The 16835-nt window shown below is 45.5% G+C and carries 22 protein-coding genes and 1 tRNA gene; 17 read left to right on the top strand and 6 right to left on the bottom strand.

Going from position 1 to position 16835, the window contains the following annotated elements; translation table 11 throughout:
* Positions 1 to 9: 9 nt before the first annotated feature.
* The gene (locus OM95_RS15650; RefSeq protein WP_041875849.1) at positions 10 to 264 is read right to left on the bottom strand and encodes a hypothetical protein; all 255 of its coding nucleotides are present in this window, start codon (positions 262 to 264) and stop codon (positions 10 to 12) included.
* A 76-nt stretch (positions 265 to 340) separates the two neighbouring features.
* Between OM95_RS15650 and OM95_RS17440 the strand changes: the two genes are divergently transcribed.
* From OM95_RS17440 to OM95_RS15675, 5 genes are all read left to right on the top strand, one after another.
* Positions 341 to 760 (top strand): metalloregulator ArsR/SmtB family transcription factor, encoded by a 420-nt coding sequence (locus tag OM95_RS17440; protein ID WP_291516620.1) that lies wholly within the window; start codon positions 341 to 343, stop codon positions 758 to 760.
* Positions 757 to 1959, top strand: coding sequence for a TolC family protein (locus tag OM95_RS15660; protein WP_041875851.1), 1203 nt, complete (start codon positions 757 to 759; stop codon positions 1957 to 1959). The genes OM95_RS17440 and OM95_RS15660 overlap by 4 nt, the downstream gene beginning before the upstream one ends.
* Positions 1956 to 2387, top strand: coding sequence for a hypothetical protein (locus OM95_RS15665; protein ID WP_041875853.1), 432 nt, complete (start codon positions 1956 to 1958; stop codon positions 2385 to 2387). The genes OM95_RS15660 and OM95_RS15665 overlap by 4 nt, the downstream gene beginning before the upstream one ends.
* Positions 2388 to 2390: 3 nt before the next feature.
* Positions 2391 to 5522, top strand: a complete 3132-nt coding sequence (locus OM95_RS15670) for a CusA/CzcA family heavy metal efflux RND transporter (RefSeq protein WP_041875855.1) — start codon at positions 2391 to 2393, stop codon at positions 5520 to 5522.
* Between the two features lie 129 nt (positions 5523 to 5651).
* On the top strand, positions 5652 to 6062 hold the full coding sequence (locus OM95_RS15675; RefSeq protein ID WP_041875857.1) for a hypothetical protein: 411 nt from the start codon (positions 5652 to 5654) through the stop codon (positions 6060 to 6062).
* 150 nt (positions 6063 to 6212) lie between these two features.
* Here the strand turns inward: OM95_RS15675 and OM95_RS15680 are convergent.
* Positions 6213 to 6289, bottom strand: a tRNA-Pro gene (locus OM95_RS15680).
* Positions 6290 to 6371: 82 nt separating this feature from the next.
* Between OM95_RS15680 and OM95_RS15685 the strand changes: the two genes are divergently transcribed.
* Entirely contained in the window at positions 6372 to 7034 is a 663-nt protein-coding gene (locus tag OM95_RS15685; RefSeq protein ID WP_041875858.1) for a hypothetical protein, read from the top strand.
* On the opposite strand, the gene OM95_RS15690 is transcribed toward OM95_RS15685, so the two are convergent.
* Positions 7031 to 7234, bottom strand: coding sequence for a hypothetical protein (locus tag OM95_RS15690; RefSeq protein ID WP_041875861.1), 204 nt, complete (start codon positions 7232 to 7234; stop codon positions 7031 to 7033). The two genes, OM95_RS15685 and OM95_RS15690, sit on opposite strands and share 4 nt — an antisense overlap.
* A gap of 143 nt (positions 7235 to 7377) precedes the next feature.
* On the opposite strand from OM95_RS15690, the gene OM95_RS15695 reads away from it, so the two are divergent.
* Positions 7378 to 7764: a hypothetical protein gene (locus tag OM95_RS15695; RefSeq protein WP_291516622.1), complete on the top strand. Its 387-nt coding sequence runs from the start codon at positions 7378 to 7380 to the stop codon at positions 7762 to 7764.
* Between the two features lie 317 nt (positions 7765 to 8081).
* Here the strand turns inward: OM95_RS15695 and rpsR are convergent, their stop codons facing one another.
* Positions 8082 to 8351 carry a 30S ribosomal protein S18 gene (rpsR, locus tag OM95_RS15700; RefSeq protein WP_063208708.1) on the bottom strand — a complete coding sequence of 90 codons (270 nt, stop codon included), beginning with the start codon at positions 8349 to 8351 and terminating at the stop codon, positions 8082 to 8084.
* 177 nt (positions 8352 to 8528) lie between these two features.
* Here rpsR and rpmB point away from each other — a divergent pair, with 177 nt between their 5' ends.
* The 10 genes from rpmB (at position 8529) to OM95_RS15750 (ending at position 15202) form a co-directional block, all read left to right on the top strand.
* A complete protein-coding gene (rpmB, locus tag OM95_RS15705) occupies positions 8529 to 8816 on the top strand; it encodes a 50S ribosomal protein L28 (protein ID WP_041875865.1) in 288 nt (95 codons plus the stop codon).
* A 14-nt stretch (positions 8817 to 8830) separates the two neighbouring features.
* The gene (locus OM95_RS15710) at positions 8831 to 9091 is read left to right on the top strand and encodes a KOW motif domain-containing protein (RefSeq protein WP_041875866.1); all 261 of its coding nucleotides are present in this window, start codon (positions 8831 to 8833) and stop codon (positions 9089 to 9091) included.
* Between the two features lie 186 nt (positions 9092 to 9277).
* A complete protein-coding gene (locus tag OM95_RS15715; protein ID WP_041875872.1) occupies positions 9278 to 9628 on the top strand; it encodes a hypothetical protein in 351 nt (116 codons plus the stop codon).
* 3 nt (positions 9629 to 9631) lie between these two features.
* Positions 9632 to 10468: a carbon-nitrogen hydrolase family protein gene (locus OM95_RS15720; RefSeq protein WP_041875876.1), complete on the top strand. Its 837-nt coding sequence runs from the start codon at positions 9632 to 9634 to the stop codon at positions 10466 to 10468.
* 98 nt (positions 10469 to 10566) lie between these two features.
* Positions 10567 to 10815 carry a hypothetical protein gene (locus OM95_RS15725; protein ID WP_041875878.1) on the top strand — a complete coding sequence of 83 codons (249 nt, stop codon included), beginning with the start codon at positions 10567 to 10569 and terminating at the stop codon, positions 10813 to 10815.
* Positions 10816 to 10879: 64 nt separating this feature from the next.
* Positions 10880 to 12616, top strand: coding sequence for an electron transfer flavoprotein-ubiquinone oxidoreductase (locus OM95_RS15730; RefSeq protein ID WP_041875884.1), 1737 nt, complete (start codon positions 10880 to 10882; stop codon positions 12614 to 12616).
* 112 nt (positions 12617 to 12728) lie between these two features.
* A complete protein-coding gene (locus OM95_RS15735) occupies positions 12729 to 13853 on the top strand; it encodes a THUMP domain-containing protein (RefSeq protein WP_041875887.1) in 1125 nt (374 codons plus the stop codon).
* Between the two features lie 25 nt (positions 13854 to 13878).
* Positions 13879 to 14256 carry a hypothetical protein gene (locus OM95_RS15740; protein ID WP_041875888.1) on the top strand — a complete coding sequence of 126 codons (378 nt, stop codon included), beginning with the start codon at positions 13879 to 13881 and terminating at the stop codon, positions 14254 to 14256.
* Complete coding sequence (locus OM95_RS15745) at positions 14253 to 14729, top strand: Mut7-C RNAse domain-containing protein (RefSeq protein WP_041875890.1); 477 nt, start codon at positions 14253 to 14255, stop codon at positions 14727 to 14729. Before OM95_RS15740 ends, OM95_RS15745 begins: the two co-directional genes overlap by 4 nt.
* A 74-nt stretch (positions 14730 to 14803) precedes the next feature.
* The gene (locus tag OM95_RS15750) at positions 14804 to 15202 is read left to right on the top strand and encodes a barstar family protein (RefSeq protein WP_041875892.1); all 399 of its coding nucleotides are present in this window, start codon (positions 14804 to 14806) and stop codon (positions 15200 to 15202) included.
* 93 nt (positions 15203 to 15295) lie between these two features.
* Here the strand turns inward: OM95_RS15750 and OM95_RS15755 are convergent, their stop codons facing one another.
* Entirely contained in the window at positions 15296 to 15661 is a 366-nt protein-coding gene (locus OM95_RS15755) for a hypothetical protein (RefSeq protein WP_041875895.1), read from the bottom strand.
* 12 nt (positions 15662 to 15673) lie between these two features.
* Complete coding sequence (gene lpxD, locus OM95_RS15760) at positions 15674 to 16723, bottom strand: UDP-3-O-(3-hydroxymyristoyl)glucosamine N-acyltransferase (protein ID WP_041875897.1); 1050 nt, start codon at positions 16721 to 16723, stop codon at positions 15674 to 15676.
* Positions 16724 to 16835: the final 112 nt, after the last annotated feature.

A 16835-nucleotide genomic window follows, 5' to 3' on the forward strand; every position in this document is an offset into this window, starting at 1 on the left:
TGATTCTCCCTAGTGGGTCTCTGCGCCTTCGCCTTTTTCTTTAGCTTGTGCAGCCTCATATTTCTCATTTACTTCCCAGCATTGAGATTTTCTGAAATCTTTATTGAGTCTGCCTTTCTTCTCGGCGCATTTGTGGGCCTCTTCATTATTTGTTGCTTTAGGGCAAGCCTTCTTGCAAGCAGCGACGACGTCAGCACTTTCCTGAGCGTAAGATGAAAGTGAAATGAGAAGAGATAGAGATGTTAATATAAGTTTAGCTTTCAAAATGAGACTCCTTTTTTTGGTTTTCATTAAGGTTCGGTTTCTTGACTTTTTACCACACTTGCATAATGGTGCAAGTATGCACTCAATTAATATAGAACCTACGGCGCTGCTCCAAGCAATTGCGGATAAAACAAGACTGCGAATTCTTCGCATATTGGTTACTCTTCCTAGGGAAGAAGCCTGTCTATGTGATTTAACGGATAGCTTACAAGAACCAGAGTATAATGTTTCAAGACATCTCAAAGTTCTAAGAAACGCAGGACTTTTGAGTTCTCGTAAAGAAGGTCGCTGGGTCTATCAGCGATTGAGTTCTGAAAAAGCAGTGAAGCCTTTTTATAGGCTTATTGCAGAGATTCCAGATTTAGACGATACATTTTCTGAAGATTTGAAGCGGTTTAAGGATGAGATCGCAAAACGTGGCAATAAAACTTGCACCAAAGATGGATCTGACTTTGAACGTCAAGCACGTCGCTCAACCCGCAAAGTATCCGTATGAAAAATACAGCAATTATTTTAACACTTATCTTTTCTTCTCAAAGTCAGGCTGCGTGTCTCGAGCCTCTCAAGTCAGGTCTTGAAGCCTATCAATGTATTTTGGAGCAAAGTCCAAGCATTCAAGCTTTAACATTCAGAGCGGAAGAAAATCAAGCACTTACTGCTAAAGCTAAACAAATCCCGAATCCTGAATTGGATGCAGGCCTTCAGTTTACCGGAGAGAAAAAACTCGAAGTGAGTCTCCTTCAGCCTCTTGAAATCGGAGGGAAGAGAGGCGCTCGAGTAGAACGGGCTCAAGCCGAAAGCTCGTTTTTGTCTGCAAAGGATCTCGAGACTCGGATAGAGGCCTCAAATATGGCTTTGGAATCTTTAATTCGACTTCGGCAGCTCAAAATCGAAAGTGATCTTGTGAAAGAGAGCCTTTCTATTTTAGATCGAGTGAATCGGAAGTTGAAGGCTCGGCCAGCTCTTGCGCCTGAACAAAGAACCACACTCCGTTTATTTTCGACATTTGAAAAGACTTTGCGATTTAGACAACTAAATATCGAAAGAGATTTTCAGAAGACAAATGCCTTTATTGAGGGAGCTATAGGAAGACCCCTCACGAAGAGCGATCATATTTCCGTGGAAACTTTTAAAAAGTGGCCTTCCCTGGACGTAGGCACATCGAGCGTACAAACGGCGGCACTCAAAATTTCGATGGCTGAGCTGGAGCTCGCAAAAGCCGAAGTAAAGGAAGCTCAAAGTGAAGGCTGGCCAGAGTTCCGAATTGGACCGAGTTTTGAGCGTGATCCAGAACAAAGCGAGACGTCCTGGGGTGTAAAAGTTGGTTTGACAATTCCATTGTGGAATCTAAACGGCGCAGGAAAAAATCTTGCAAAAGCCCGCATGAACTCTGCGCAGGCGACACATGAAGCAACGAAACGTCAGCAAGTAAGTCAGTTCAGTGTTCTTCAAAAACAGTATGTGGACCTAACAAAGATTCTTAGTGAGACTGAGCCTGTTTCGGAGATCGTTCGTTCCACTAAAGAGAGTGAACGTCTTTTTGATCGATCGCTCATCGCGCCTGCGTCTCTCATTGAAATGTACCGCTCTACATTTGAGCTTATTGAGGAAATTCACCGGAACGAAATTCAGGCGATGCTAACTTGGGCAACAGTCGAGAATTTAAAAGGTTCATCTCCAAAGGAACTACCATGAAACATTTAGTACTTGTCGCATGTCTTCTTTTTACTATTAAAGGTTTCTCAGAAGAAGCAGAAGAAGGAAAAAAAGGGCGAGTTGGCCCTGGAAAAGCTGTGATTGAAGCTTCCGAAAAAGTAGGTCTCAAGCTTTCAGAAAAAGCACTCAAGAATTTGGAACTTGAGTTTCAAAAAGTATCTGACAAAGCAACGGTTGTAGTTCCGGTATCGTCATTGGTCCACTTCCAAGACTTTGCCGCAATATATAGGGAGCGAGCGGGTTGGTTTAAAATGGTGGAAATCGAGCCTATCATCCATGGATCATCTGTTCATTTCGCTTCGAAAGATATTTTGCCTGGAGATCGTATCGTCACAAAGAACCCAGGGTTAATTCGAGTGATTGATCTCGATGTTTTTGGACCCGAAGCTGATGCTTGTGCGGATTAATTTATGATAAATCGAATTATTCACTTCTCTGTCTATCATAGGGGCGTTGTTCTCTTCATGACCGCACTTCTTGCGGGCTTGGGATGGTATAGCTTTAACCACCTTTCAATTGATGCGGTTCCAGATATTACTGATACACAGGTTCAAGTCTTTTCGACTGTAGGTGGTTTATCTGCTGAAGAAGTCGAAAGGAATGTTACATTCCCCGTCGAAAACTCAATGGCTGGAATAGCTGGAGTCCGACAGGTTCGCTCATTGAGTCGCTTTGGCTTATCAGTGGTGACGGTTGTCTTCAACGATGGGGCTGATATCTACCGCGCCCGACAAATGGTCTCCGAGCGCCTACAAGGTCTTTCAAATGAACTTCCCAAAAGTGTTCATCCAAAGCTGGGGCCTATTAGCACAGGGCTGGGAGAGGTCTTCTTTTACTCCATTGAGTCTAAGAATCCGGAAAAAGGTGAAAAGCGACTGGCTCAGTTGATGGAAGAAAGATCCATCCAGGAGTGGTATGTAAAGCCACGACTCTTAACAGTGCCGGGAGTTGCCGAAATCAATACTATTGGCGGTTTCGAGAAACAGTACCATGTTCAGCCAGATCCCGTGAAACTTGCTCGCTATGGAATTAGTTTTCATGAGATCGTTGAAGCCCTCAATGCCACAAATCAGAATGTTGGCGGTGGATATATTCAACAGACAAGCGAACAGTTTTTAGTTCAAGGAAGTGGCCTTCTTTCGGACATAGATGAAATTGAAAATACTCCAGTCAAAAATCTAGATGCACTAAGGACTATTCTTATCAAGGATGTTGCAAAGGTTACTTTGGCTTCTGAACTAAGAACAGGTGCAGCGATCATCGGTTCTAATGAAGCAGTTCTCGGCACTGTTCTCATGCTAATGGGAGAAAATAGTCGTGATGTTTCTATTAGGGTAGCTGAGCGCCTTGAGGAGATTAAGAAAGGTTTGCCCGAAGGAGTGGAGATCAAAGTGCTTTATGATCGCTCAGAGCTTGTGAATAAGACTCTAGGGACGATTGAGCATAACCTCCTTTTTGGTGCGAGCCTTGTGATAATTGTTCTTTTGCTTCTTCTGGGTAACATTCGTGCCGCAGTTATCACGGCATTCGTTATTCCACTTTCGCTTCTTATAACTTTTATCGCGATGAAGTATTTTGGGATTTCTGGTAACCTTTTGAGCCTGGGAGCACTGGATTTTGGGATCATCGTTGATGGTGCTGTTATTGTTCTCGATCACTGTGTGCGAAAAATTCATGATGGTGTAAAATCACGCAATCGAAGCCTGACCAAGGAAGAAGTTCAATCAACAGTTTACGAAGCAACAGTTGAAATTCGGACAGCGGCTGGCTTCGGAGAACTTATTGTTGTCGTGGTTTTCCTTCCAGTACTCGCTCTAGCCGGGATTGAGGGGAAAATGTTTAAGCCGATGGCGGCCACATTCGCCATTGCCGTCTGCTCAGCGCTTGTTCTGTCGTTTTCTACAGTTCCTGCTCTTGCAAGCCTTTGGCTTGGGGGAAGTGCAAAAGAAAAAGATCCCTGGCTGATGAGGCAGGCAGAGAGATTCTATCGTCCTATACTTAATTTTTTCTTAGGGCAGAGACTTGTTACGATTGGCGTCGGTATTCTGTCGATAATTGTCGCTGGAATCCTTTTTTCAACTCTCGGGGGAGAGTTTGTCCCGCAAATGGATGAGGCTTCCAGAACGATTCAGTTCGTCCGACCTGTCAATATTGGGCTTGATAAGTCCATTGAGTTCCAACGGAAGTCTCAAAAAATCATCGAAGAGTTTCCTCAGGTCGAATCCGTTTTTAGTCGAATCGGTACTGGTGAAGTAGCTACCGATCCGATGGGTGTAAATCTATCGGACACTTTTGTGATGTTTAAGGATCGTTCATTATGGCCTAAGGGTAGGGGGACATCAAAGACATGGTCTGAGGTTACGCAAAATATTGTGGAGCGGCTGGAAGAGGAAATTCCCGGTCAGCGTGTGCTTGTGAGTCAGCCTATTCAAATGCGTTTTAACGAAATGTTAGAGGGCACTAGAGCTGACATCTCAGTAAAAGTATTTGGTGACGATATGGAGAAGTTGACTGAGTTGACCCAAAAACTTGCGGATGTTATCCGAAAAGTTCCGGGAGCTGGTGACGTAGAGGCGGAGATGCAGGGAACATCGCCTATTCTAAAGATCAGCCCAGATACGAGTCTCCTAGCAAATCTTGGAGTGCCAAAGCGCGAAGTTTTAGAAACGGTGCAGATTGCTCTAGGTGGTGAAGAGGCCGGTTTTCTATTTGATGGAGTGAGACGCTTTCCGATTCTTGTCCGCCTCAATGAGGAAGATCGATCTGACTTGGTAAAATTAAAGACTCTTCCTGTCCAGATCGGCGATCGTTCTACGATCCCACTTCGTCAGGTGGCTGCAATACAGTTTGATGAGACTTATGGAGTTATCAACCGCGAGCAATCAAAGCGCAGAGCAGCCGTAATGATTAATCCTCGTGGGGTAGATACTGAAACTTTCGTCAAAAACGCACAAGCAATAGTGGATAAAGAACTAAAGCTTCCGCCTGGCTATTATATGGAATGGGGTGGAAACTTTCAGAACCTTCAGGAGGCCCGTACAAGACTATTGATTTTTGCTCCGGTCGCTCTCTTCCTCGTTCTGGCGATGGTTTTTTGGGCATTTGGAAGTGCCGCGCAGACCATTTTAGTTTTTGTTGGTGTTCCGCTTGCCTTGGTGGGCGGAGTATTGGGCCTTAAACTTAATGGGCTTCCGTTTAGTATCTCAGCAGGGATCGGGTTCATTGCACTTTCTGGTATTTCAGTTTTGAATGGTGTCGTTCTTGTGAACTGTTTCAACGATTTGCAACGCCAGGGCCTCAGTGGACTTGAGCTTGTACGACGGGGTACTTCTTTGCGAATTCGACCCGTCTTGATGACCGCTTTAGTTGCTATTTTTGGTTTTATCCCGATGATGCTTTCCACAGGTGTTGGCGCTGAAGTTCAGCGCCCCCTAGCAAGTGTCGTCATTGGAGGATTATTTTCTGCAACAATTCTGACTTTGGTCGTTTTACCGGTGCTGTACTTGATGTGCGAAAGGTATATGAAAAATCAGTTTGAGTGAAGCTGGGTTTTCCAGTGCAAACACTAGTCTCTTTGCCAAAGGTGTCCTAAAAAAGCATCGATAAAAAATCGATGCTTTTTTAGGATGCCGATCAAAGGTACGCTTCTTCGGCAAAATGAAGGAGCAACAATGGAGATACTTTTTGTACATGACTTAATTCCTTGGCCTAAACCGCTGAAGAAAACTCGCTCACGCGTAATCGCATTAAAGAACCAAGGTTGTTTCCATTCAGAAATTGCAAAGCGCGTTTGCATTACAAAAAGCACGTCCGTTGAAATCTGCAAACGAAATGCTTCAGAAATTAAGTTTCTTAAAACATTTAAAGGGACAAGTCCCTTTGGTTACATCCATTTCAAAGGAAAGCTTTTGATGGAAACCAGAGAGATGATTGTTGTGCATAATATTTTGCAACTTCATCAATCTGGCTATGGCCTCTCTGCGATTACTCAAAATTTAAATGATAAAAAAGTGAAGCCTCGAAGTGGGATCACTCTTCCATTCGGAAGATCATTGAGCGATACGATAGTGATTTGGAATTGATTGAAGGTTTTTTAGCAAAGTGCGTTTGAGAAAAGTGGTGGTCCACTCTTAACTCTAAACGAACTCGTACCTTCGGTGTTCTTCTGTGGCTGTATTTGAATTGACTGGTAAATAATTGGGATAAGACGGACAAGAGTTCGTTTTTGAAAATGGTCGGGGAGATAGGATTCGAACCTACGACCCTCTGGTCCCAAACCAGATGCGCTACCAGACTGCGCTACTCCCCGACGAGGAATGGACAATAAATAATTAGTGGCCCTGTTGTCAAATCACTAGATAGTAACGCACGACATTGCTATTCTTTTTTTCATGGAAAACTTCATCAATTCGCTTCCTAAACCGGTTCTCGCATTTTTAGCCATATTAGTAGGCATTGGCGTGTTTATGCTGATCAGTCCACCGCACACCGTGTGTGATTCGCAGCAGGTGACTTTTCAAGAGCTGCAAAAGGGAAATATCTTTCCTACAGAGCTGAAAAAGAACAAGATTCCCCCTACAATTGTTCGCGCTAAAGAGGCCTGCCAGCTCGGCAATAGTGCGGGTTCTTGCTACGAGTACTTTATGGTGCTTAAAAAAGTAGCAGATGACATCGGTAAGGCTTCCAGCGAATGTACGGGGCAGCTTTTCAATCTTACCGAGGTGCGCTCGGCGATGAACGATGGGATCGAATTGATGGTACGTCTGGCCTGGGGGATCAAACCGCCCGAGCCGGGCCTGGAAAGGTTCGGTTGGATGCAAGAGGCGGAAATCGCGATCTTCTGTCGACTGAAAAACATCTATATCCGCGCCAACGGAGAAGAAGCCTGGAGCACTCTGCGCCGAAATATCTATGGCAAGTTGCCAGGGGAAGAAGTGCCGATGGCCACAGATCCTGCCCAAGTGACCGTCGAGCCTCGTAAGGCCAATCAACTTTACAATGAGCAGGATATTTTCAATCGCAGTTTGTTCTCGGTCCGCTGCGAGGCTTTCTAGAGCGAGTACACCTCTAAAGATTTCCATTGCGGCTTGCGGTTGCGATACTCAAGCCGCCCATACAGCGCAAAAGATTCATCTGCTCTGTTCTGGACCAGAAAATTCAAAGCCTGCAAGCGGCAGATACTCCATTCTGCGGGATTCAATCCAAAGTTTTTCAGTTGATTGCGAAGAAGTTCCAGAGTCATTTCGTTTTTCATAAGTGTCCTTTTTAAGAGTTGTTCCTCGCGGGACCTCTTGTGCAAGGCGAACGCCGGATTGTTGCAGCCTTTAGTTGCAGTGTATTGGTTTTGAGATGCTCCAGGTCTTGAGTTGTCTGTTGTCGTGGACTAACTTCTTGGACATGAGACGTAACGCTTTTTCAAAATACCTATTGGCCCAGGCGATTGTGATCGCTTTAGTAATGACTATTTTTAAGGTGATTGCGGACCGTCAGACGGCGGCCACGGTTGCAGGTGTTCTTTTTGTTTTATTGCCGGCGACTTTGCTGGCTTTTGAATATCGTCGAGCCCGCTTTCAGCACATCGTTTGGTTTGCGGCCGTTTTGCAGTTTTGGATTCTATTCGCTTTGCCGATTCTGGGAATTCGCCTTTTTAATTGGGGAGTGCCGTTTGATCAGCTTTCCTTTATGGGCGTGCCCGGACCGACTTTGCATCAATGGTCTAGTAAAAGTTACATGGTCATGATGATCGTAACTCTCTTCGTGTCCTGGAAACGCCCGCGTAGCTAGAGGGGATGTTGGCTATCGAGGCTTCATCTCCCCAATAGATTGTTAAATGTTTTCGAAGGCCCTTTAAATCTAGCGAATAGAGCTTGCCGCCACCGTGGCGGTAAGCAAATGCGTCACAAATGAGCCTGCGTAATAGGGGCCATTCCTCATATCAGTCTAGAATCGAAAGTCAGAAGTTAAGACGGGACCGCGTTTAAATGGTATCGAGGCGGCGGGCAGTCTGGAAATAAGGTATTTGGGGCATAAAAAAAGCCGGTTTTCACCGGCTTTTTTGTTTTTCCAACAGGAAATCTAGTATTTCAGCAGTCTTATCGGGATTAGATCTCGAAAGGAACTGGAGAAATTGCTTCAGCTCTGTGGAATGTGTCGTAAGCGTCTGAACCAGAAGGCAATAGCGCTAGGTTACGAGCTTTTTTAACGGCAGCAGCTACTTTCTTTTGTTGAGCTACTGATAGTTTAGAGATGCGAGATGGAGTGATTTTACCACCGTCACCGATGAAACGAGTCAAAGATGCTGGATCTTTATAATCGAATACGTGGTCGCCGGAGAATTCTTGACGGTATTTGCTACGAGTTGTCTTTTTCATTACTATCCTCTTTATTAGATTTCCTGGTTAGCGAGTTAATGTGTGTACAAGAAAAAAGAGTTGCCATCAAGTGTCTTTTTACTTTATATGGTTACTTCTTGTTTGCGGCGCCCCTATTTAATTTGAAGGATGGCGTTGACCCAGACTTGTAGCCAGACTGTATTAGAGGAGCTTCGTATGAGTAAATGTGAAATTACTGGAAAAGGCCCTGTTGTAAAAAACTTGGTGTCTCACTCCAACATCAAAACTAAATCAACAGCTCAACCAAATGTTCAAAAAAAACGCATCTTTAGCCGTGTTTTGAACCAAATGGTGAGATTGCAAATTGCAACTAGCGCGATCCGTGACATGGAGCACATGGGCGGTTTCGACAACTTTATTCTTAATTCTGACGACGCTAAGCTTTCAAAAAGAGCTATGGCGGTTAAATTGAGAATCAAAAAGAAAATCTCTACTAAGAAGTAATTAAGAGGCCGCAAATGAAATTGAAAATCAAAAAAGGCGCAACTGTACAAGTTATCTCTGGATCTGACAAAGGTAAGAAGGGTTCAGTTTTGTCTGTAGACGCTAAAAACATGAAAATCCAAGTTCAAGGTGTGAAAGTACAAACACACTATGACAAAAAAGATGGTCTTTTGAAAAAAGAAGGCTTTATCGACTACTCAAATGTGAAGTTGGTAGAAGCTGCTTCTAAAGAAAAGAAGACTTCTAAAAAAGCTACTAAGTCTAAATCAGCTTAGTCATCTCTGAAGGTGCTGTCGTCCTGACAGCACCCTGGCTTTGCCTGGCGGCAAAGTTTTCCTAAGACAAAGTCTAAATTTGGTCCTTACGAAGATCTCTTCGTTTTAGTATCCCTTTGAGCTGCGTAAAATCAAAGTTGGGTTTAGCAGTATGTTTTAACCTAAACTTTCAAAGAGGAGAGCAGCTTGAAAAGAGACCAAATCTCAGCACTAAGAAGCAAACTAGCACTGTTCTCGGCAACGACAATCGTTCTTTTTTTCACGTCGTTGGCGATCGCAGATCTTGGTGATTCTTTGGTATTGTGCAAGCACAATAAAACGGTTCGCACGTTGCGTGTGGAAATGGGCGATGATTCAAAATGCCGCGCGATTTACACGAAGCAGGGTGTGGACGAAACGATTGGTTCAGGGCTCAATCCGAACTCTTGCGTTGAATTCGTATCAAATGTTCGTAAGAATCTTGAAGAAGCAAAATGGAATTGCCGCGAGGTCAAAGAGGCCCGCACTTCCAATGTTCTTATCGATTCTGCGGAGTAAAAAATGACTTCTTCTCCTGAGTTGGTGGTCGCAGCCGTGCAGATGACATCGATTGACGATGTCGACGCCAATCTTATGCAGATGGAAGCTCTTCTGGAAGAAGCCTTCCAAAATTCTCAACCGCGTCTGGTATGCTTCCCTGAAAACTGCCTTTACTTGCGACTGGTCGAAGGAGAAAAAATCGAGGGCTTTGCGCTGGACCATTCGGCCTTAAAAGCTCTCGCAGAATCGGCAAAAAAGTATAATACCTTTTTGCATCTAGGATCGGTTCCTCTTTTTGTTGAGGGTCATCTTTATAACTCGTCGGTGTTGATTACCCCTCTGGGGGAAATTCGCGCCACTTATCAAAAACTTCATCTTTTCGATATCCAACTGGAAGGCCAAAAGCCTCTGCGCGAGTCTGATGTTTTCCGTCATGGACAGCGTCCCAATATTTTGGAAGTTGACGGTTGGAGGATCGGCGAGGCCATCTGTTATGACGTGCGCTTTGCCGAACTTTTTTCTCAGTACGCGCGAAAAGAAGTCGATGTTATTTTGCTCCCGGCGGCTTTCCTGGTTAAAACCGGTGAGGCGCATTGGGAAATTCTTTTGCGAGCCAGAGCGATTGAGAATCAATCTTATGTGGTCGCTGCAGCACAAGGTGGCACTCATACGGGGACTCGTGGCGGTACACGTGAAACTTACGGTCATTCTTTGATGATTGACCCTTGGGGCGGCGTCATCGGACAAGTCGAAAAGCGGGCTCCGGGTGTGGTGCTTGCGACGTTTACGAAAGAGCGCATCGAAAAGGTGCGGGCTCAGATCCCGATGAAATTTCATCGCCGTCTGCCGGTAGGCTAAGAGTTGCCTAAACTCTAGAAATCTTGCACTATTTCAATGACAATTTTCTCAATTAGCTTTTAATATGCGCTTAAAGCGCGCTAACAGGGAGCTGGACTATGATCCGAGTTTTCTTAGTTTTATTGCTGCTCACGTCTTTGACGGGTTTCCAAACCTTTGCTCAGGAAAGCTCTGCGGAGTCTCAGTATGATGAAGCCCGCGAAGCCGAAATTGCTCAGAAGGCCAAGAAACGCATTTATCCGGGTGGCCGCGATGAAGAAGACCTCAAAGTCCAAAGCCAGCTTACGACACCTGTTCGCAAGTTGTCGCCGCAAGCTGAAGTGAAAGAAGAAGCGACAGAGGAATAAGGCCCGCGACAGCCGATGAGCTGAGCGCATTTGATTTTTTGTTTTGAAATTTTTTGGAGTATCTATGTCAATCTATACTGAACTACCGGAAGGCGTAACTCGCGAAACTATGGACGTTGACGTTTTGATCGTCGGCGGCGGAGCTGCGGGTCTGTCTTGCGCACTTCATCTACAAAACCAAATTCAAAAACACAATGAAGACGTTTCCGCGGGTCGCAAACAAGGCGAACAGATTCCAGATCAAATGATCGTGGTTCTGGAAAAAGCTTCTGAAATCGGCGCTCACAGTTTTTCTGGAGCGGTTCTGAACCCCAAAGCGTTGAGTGAACTTATTCCCAACTTCAAAGACGAAGGCTGCCCGATTGATTCGGAAGTGAAGAAGGATGCGGTTTATTATCTGGGTTCTGATTTTTCGTTCAAACTTCCGATCACGCCTCCGCCATTTCACAATGAAGGCAACTACATCATTTCGTTAAGCAAGTTCAATCGTTGGTTGGCAACGAAATGTGAAGAAAAAGGTATCAATATCTTCCCGGGCTTTGCGGCCGTGGAAGCGCTTTATGAAGGCAATAAAATTGTCGGTGTTCGCACCGGCGATAAAGGCCGCGATAAGAATGGCAAACCCAAAGTGAATTTTGAACCGGGTCTGATTTTAAAATCTAAAGTCACGATCTTCGCAGAAGGAACTCGCGGATCCTTGTTCAAACAAGTGGAAAAGAAACTGAACCTTCGCGCTGGAAAAAATCCTGACGTTTATGAAGAGGGTGTTAAAGAGGTTATCCAGATGCCTGCCGGAACGGTTGAAGCAGGTCAGGTGATTCATACCTTGGGCTTCCCTCTTTCCAAATCTATCGGTGGAACTTTCATTTACACTCTTCCAGGCGATAAAATTATTGTCGGTCTTGTGGCGTACCTTGATTCCGAGGATCCTTTGTTGGACCCACATCGCGAATTGCAAAAATTGAAAACTCATCCGTTCCTGCAAGACATGCTTAGAGGCGGCAAAGTGATCGCCTATGGTGGTAAGACATTGCCTGCGGGTGGTTGGTATTCCATGCCAAAACTTTATGGTGATGGCTTCATGGTTTGTGGTGATTCTGCCAGCATGGTGGATGTGCAAAAGCTGAAGGGCATCCATTTGGCGATGAAGTCGGGCATGCAAGCCGCGGACACAATCCTTGAAGGTTTGACGAAGGGCGCAGAGTTCTCTGAGTCCGTCACTCAAGGTTATGAAAAGCGCGTTGAATCCAGTTATGTGAAAGATGATCTTTACCGGGTTCGTAACTTCCATCAAACCCTGAGCAAAGGCATGTTTTCTTCAATGCCTCTATTGGCTTTGCAAGAGATCACTGGCGGCCGGGGGCTTCAGGACTTCATGAAGATCGAGCATATCGACGCTGACACAACTGAAAAGGTGATCGATGTTTGGGGTCCCTATGGCTTGGATCATGAAGATAACAAGCTGCCCAAGCCCGATGGCCAGCTTTTCTTCGACAAGCTTTCCAGCGTGTATTTGACGGGGACCATGCATGATGAGGACTCTCCGAACCATTTGATTCTTAAGGACGGCGATATCTGCCGTACGGTATGTGAGCCGCAGTATAAATCACCTTGTAATCATTTCTGTCCCGCTTCGGTCTATGAGATGGTGCCATCCACAGTTGAGGCAGGTAAGAAGGACTTACAAATTAATTATACGAACTGTATTCACTGTAAAACTTGTGATATTAAGTGCCCATTCGAAAACATCGAGTGGACCGTTCCTGAAGGGGGCGGGGGACCACAATATCGCGAAACATGACCAACAGGTCGCCTAGCGGAAGGCCCTTCAGGGCCTGACGCCGAAGCAGCGGTATTTAGATGGAAACCTAGCGAGGGACTAGGTTTCTTTAACCAACGGAAAGGAACCGTTTATGCCTCAATTTTTTGCCTCTACAGCCCGTGGCCTCGTTGAACCTCTTGAGCAAGAGTTAAAAGATCTTGGTCTTCAAGTGACTGGAAAATACATCGGGGGCGTTTTCTTCGAAAGCAATTGGGAAGGTTGTTATAAAGCCAATCTTCAATCTCGCTTAGCGAGCCGTATTTTGAAACCCGTTTTGGATTTCACCGCTTACCAACCTGAAGAATTGTACAATCAGATTCTACGTCACGATTTCACCAAGTATATTAAACCGACACAGACTATTTCAATCGATGCCAGCGTTTCTGATTCGAAAATGCGCGATCAACGTTTTGTGGCGATGAAGGTGAAAGATGCTATCGTCGATCAATTCCGTGAAAAATTCGGAGTTCGCCCGGATGTTGACAATGAAAACCCGGCTTTAAGAATTCACGTGCGTGCGATTAAAAATAAATTCAACATTGCCATCGATACGTCTGGCGACAGCTTGTTTAAGCGTGGCTATCGTAAAGAGGTGGGCGACGCTCCTTTGAAGGAAAACTTGGCGGCGGGACTTATTAAGGTTGCAGAATGGGATCAAAAAACACCGATCATCGATTTGATGTGTGGCTCTGGAACCTTTTTGATCGAAGCGGCGATGATGGCTTTGAATATCGCTCCCGGTTTGAACCGTGTCCGTTTCGGTTTCCAAAACTGGTTGAATTACGACAAAGAAGTCTGGGAAAAAGTGGTGCAAGAGGCGATGGATGCGGAAAAGGAAGAGCTTGATTTCAAGTTCTACGGCTACGACATCGACAATCGCGTGATTAAAAATGCCAAAGACAACGCCAAACGAGCTGGTGTCGACCAAGTCATCGAGTTCAAAAAAGAATCGGTAGCGACAGTAGAACCCCCTGTTGAAAAGGGTTTGATTATCGTCAATCCTCCTTATGGAGCGCGTATCGGGGATGAAGACAATCTTCGTGACGTGTATCGTGACCTCAGTTTTACCTTGAAACATCGGTTTAAGGGCTGGGATGCGTGGGTGCTTTCGGGGAACAAAGATCTGATTTCGGACTTAAAGCTGAAGTCGACGAAGAAGCACTTTGTTTTTAACGGCAACATCGAGTGCCGTTTCCTTAAGTACAGCATGTTCTAGTTTTTCGAAGGCGGAGGGGGCTTTTATGAAATCACTTGCTATATTTTTGTTCGCACTACCGGGTATCTGCCAAGCGGCGATGCCGGTTCTGGAATATAAAAGCCTTCACTGTCGTTACTACGAAAATGAAAAGCTTGTGAAAGAGCAGTCTGCCGCCTTTATGACTTTGATTATTGAGGACAGCATCGGCCGTTTTGTGCAAATGCAGTTCGGCGATGAGACAAAAAAGATCCAATATCAAATTCTGGTCGAAGACGATATCAAGTCAAAAGACAGTGTTTTGATTTTGCAGAATCTCATGATTGATTCTTTGGAAAGTTCTTCAGAGCTTTCTGGAAAAGAAGTAAGCTGGGTTCGTATCGCTCAAGGCACACACAGTGTCTCGTGCGATTTGAAGCCATGAATGAAAAACCTGCCTTTTTAGTCGATGAAAATTTATTGGGGTTGGTGCGCTGGTTGCGCATGATGGGATTTGATACGGCGAGCTTCAAATCTTTGGCTGACGATGAGCTTCTAAAAATCGCGACCCACCAAAAGCGGATTCTCTTAACAAGGGACCGCCTTTTTTTTGCCCGTTTGCCGAAAAACAAGGGTTACTTCGTAGTCAGCGAAGATCCTGAAGCCCAACTGCGAGAAGTTCTAAAAAATCTGCACATTATCCCGGACGATCAGGCACTTTCCCGGTGTTTTATCTGTAATACGCCCATAGAAAAAGTGGACCGCGAACAGATCAAAGACAAAGTGGACGGCAAAACCTATGCTTTGTATGAAACCTTCTATTGGTGTCCCCATTGCCAGAAGGTGTACTGGGAGGGCTCGCATTTCTCTAAAATGTTGAATAAAGTTGAAGAAATCCGCAGGGCTTGTAAATCCTAGTGTCTAAAAAAATGACAGCGGTGATTTTCCGTAAAGAATGTTAAAGTGCCGCAGATAAAAATTGAGGGGATCGTATGAAGTCGTTGTTAGTCATGGCGATGTGGGTGCTGGTCAGTTTCTGGGGCTTGCCGTCTCAGGCTCAGGACATGGATGCCATACCAGGGGCCGCCGTCTATGAAAATGAAAGCCGAATCACTCTTCTTATTTATGGCTATCAGGTCGAATCAATCGAGCAAATTCATGAAATCTTCGCACAGGCTTTCAAATTACCTCAGTCCTATGGCGGAAATCTTGATGCTCTTTATGATGTGCTCACAGATCCATCGGTTCTTAAAAAGAATTGGGATATTACGATCATTTCCGGCGCGGAGTTAAGAGTGAATATTGGGGACGAAAAGGTCGACGCTCTTTTAGATGTTCTTAATGAGGCGGCCGCGCAGGACCCGACGAACTCGGTGAGCTGGTGGAATTGAGCTTTTAAGGGAAAACCGTGCAAATGTTCTCTCAATAAAAAAGCCTTTGGTGAGGACCAAAGGCTTTTTGTTTTTTCGATTTACGCAAGGAAACTAAAATGGTTTCGTGATTGCGATATAGGCTGCAGAGCCACCTAAAATCCAAAGCAGGATCGCCACGGGCCAACCGAAGTTGCCTTTTCTTTTAACCAAAGAAATCGCCACTCCCAGAAGAAGCCAGATTCCAATTTTCGCTTGCACCCATGTTGGAAGTCCTTGAACCATTCCCAAGCGCGCGGCCATGCCGAAGCCGCTGACTAAAACGAAAAGCAGACCGATGCCGTGTGTGGCATAGGCCATGATGCGGGCGCCTTTAGTCAAAGTGAGTTTTGCAAACGCTGGAATCAGAAGTCCTCCGAAACCAAAAAACATGATCATGAAGCCCAGCATGTGCAGGACTTTATAAAACTGATAGGACATTGATGTGTCTCCTTATTCTTCGTCTTTGAGGCCCAGGTGTTTCAGCACGCGGGACAGGTCTTTCCTGATACGGGTCAGGTGGGCCTTGTTGGCCAGGGTTTTTAATGAGTCACGCAAGGGCTCTAGTGGGTAGCCTCCATAAGCCCCTGGTTGAAGGACGTCGTTTGTGACGGCGGCACGGCCGGCTAACATTACTTTGTCAGTGACATGAATATGATCTGAAATCGCCGCTTCGCCACCGAACATGCAGTTATTGCCGATGGTGCTAGAGCCCGCGACCTTAAAGCCCGCGGCTATCACACAATTGTCGCCGATCACAACATTGTGAGCGACATGGCAGAAGTTATCCATTTTCGTACCGTTGCCAATGCGTGTTTCCGTCAAGGCGGCGCGATCGATGGCGCAATTGGCACCTAGTTCGACGTGATTGCCGATCACCACGCGGCCGATCTGTGGGATCTTTTTGTGAGTTCCATCTTTTGCCATTGCGAAAGAAAATCCGTCGGCGCCAATGGTGGTATGAGGGTGAATTTCACAATGAGAGCCTAGTGTGCAATAAGCTCCGATAAACACCTGGGGATGCAAAATCGTGTGATCGCCGATTTCGGCAAAACACTCGATAACGGTGTGTGCGCCAATGGTGCAGCCATCGCCGATTTTAGCCTGCTCGCCGATCACGGCAAAGGGACCGACACCGACGTTTTTTCCCAGGTGAGCCGTCGGGTGAACGAAGGCTGTCGGGTGAATTTTCGTCTCTTGATTGAAGCGGTTCATCTTTCCATCGAACAAAGGAAGAATGGCGGCCATGGCCAGTTGCACATTCGGTGTTTGAAAGAAAGTGGCTTTACTGTCGGCGGGAAGCGCCAGCGATTTATGCGCAACGATGATCGGGGCCTCTGCATTCAGTGCGGCCTCGAGCTGCTCCTTTTTAGAGACAAAAATCAAACTTTGCTTGTCAGCCTTTTCAGGGGGGAGGACTTTGACCGCCACAGCCTGCAAGGTTCCGGAAACGAAAGAAAGATCGGAAGAATTTAGTTCTTTTATAACGTCTGCTGTAATCATAGTGATGCCTCGCGCTAACACTTTACTATTATTTTTTTGATGTCAAGACACTGGGTGATAGTATAAACGTGCTTATTAAACACTTTTGATTCTTTCTCACCTTTAATTTTAG

It is taken from the genome of Bdellovibrio sp. ArHS (assembly GCF_000786105.1).
Taxonomy (GTDB): Bacteria; Bdellovibrionota; Bdellovibrionia; order Bdellovibrionales; family Bdellovibrionaceae; genus Bdellovibrio.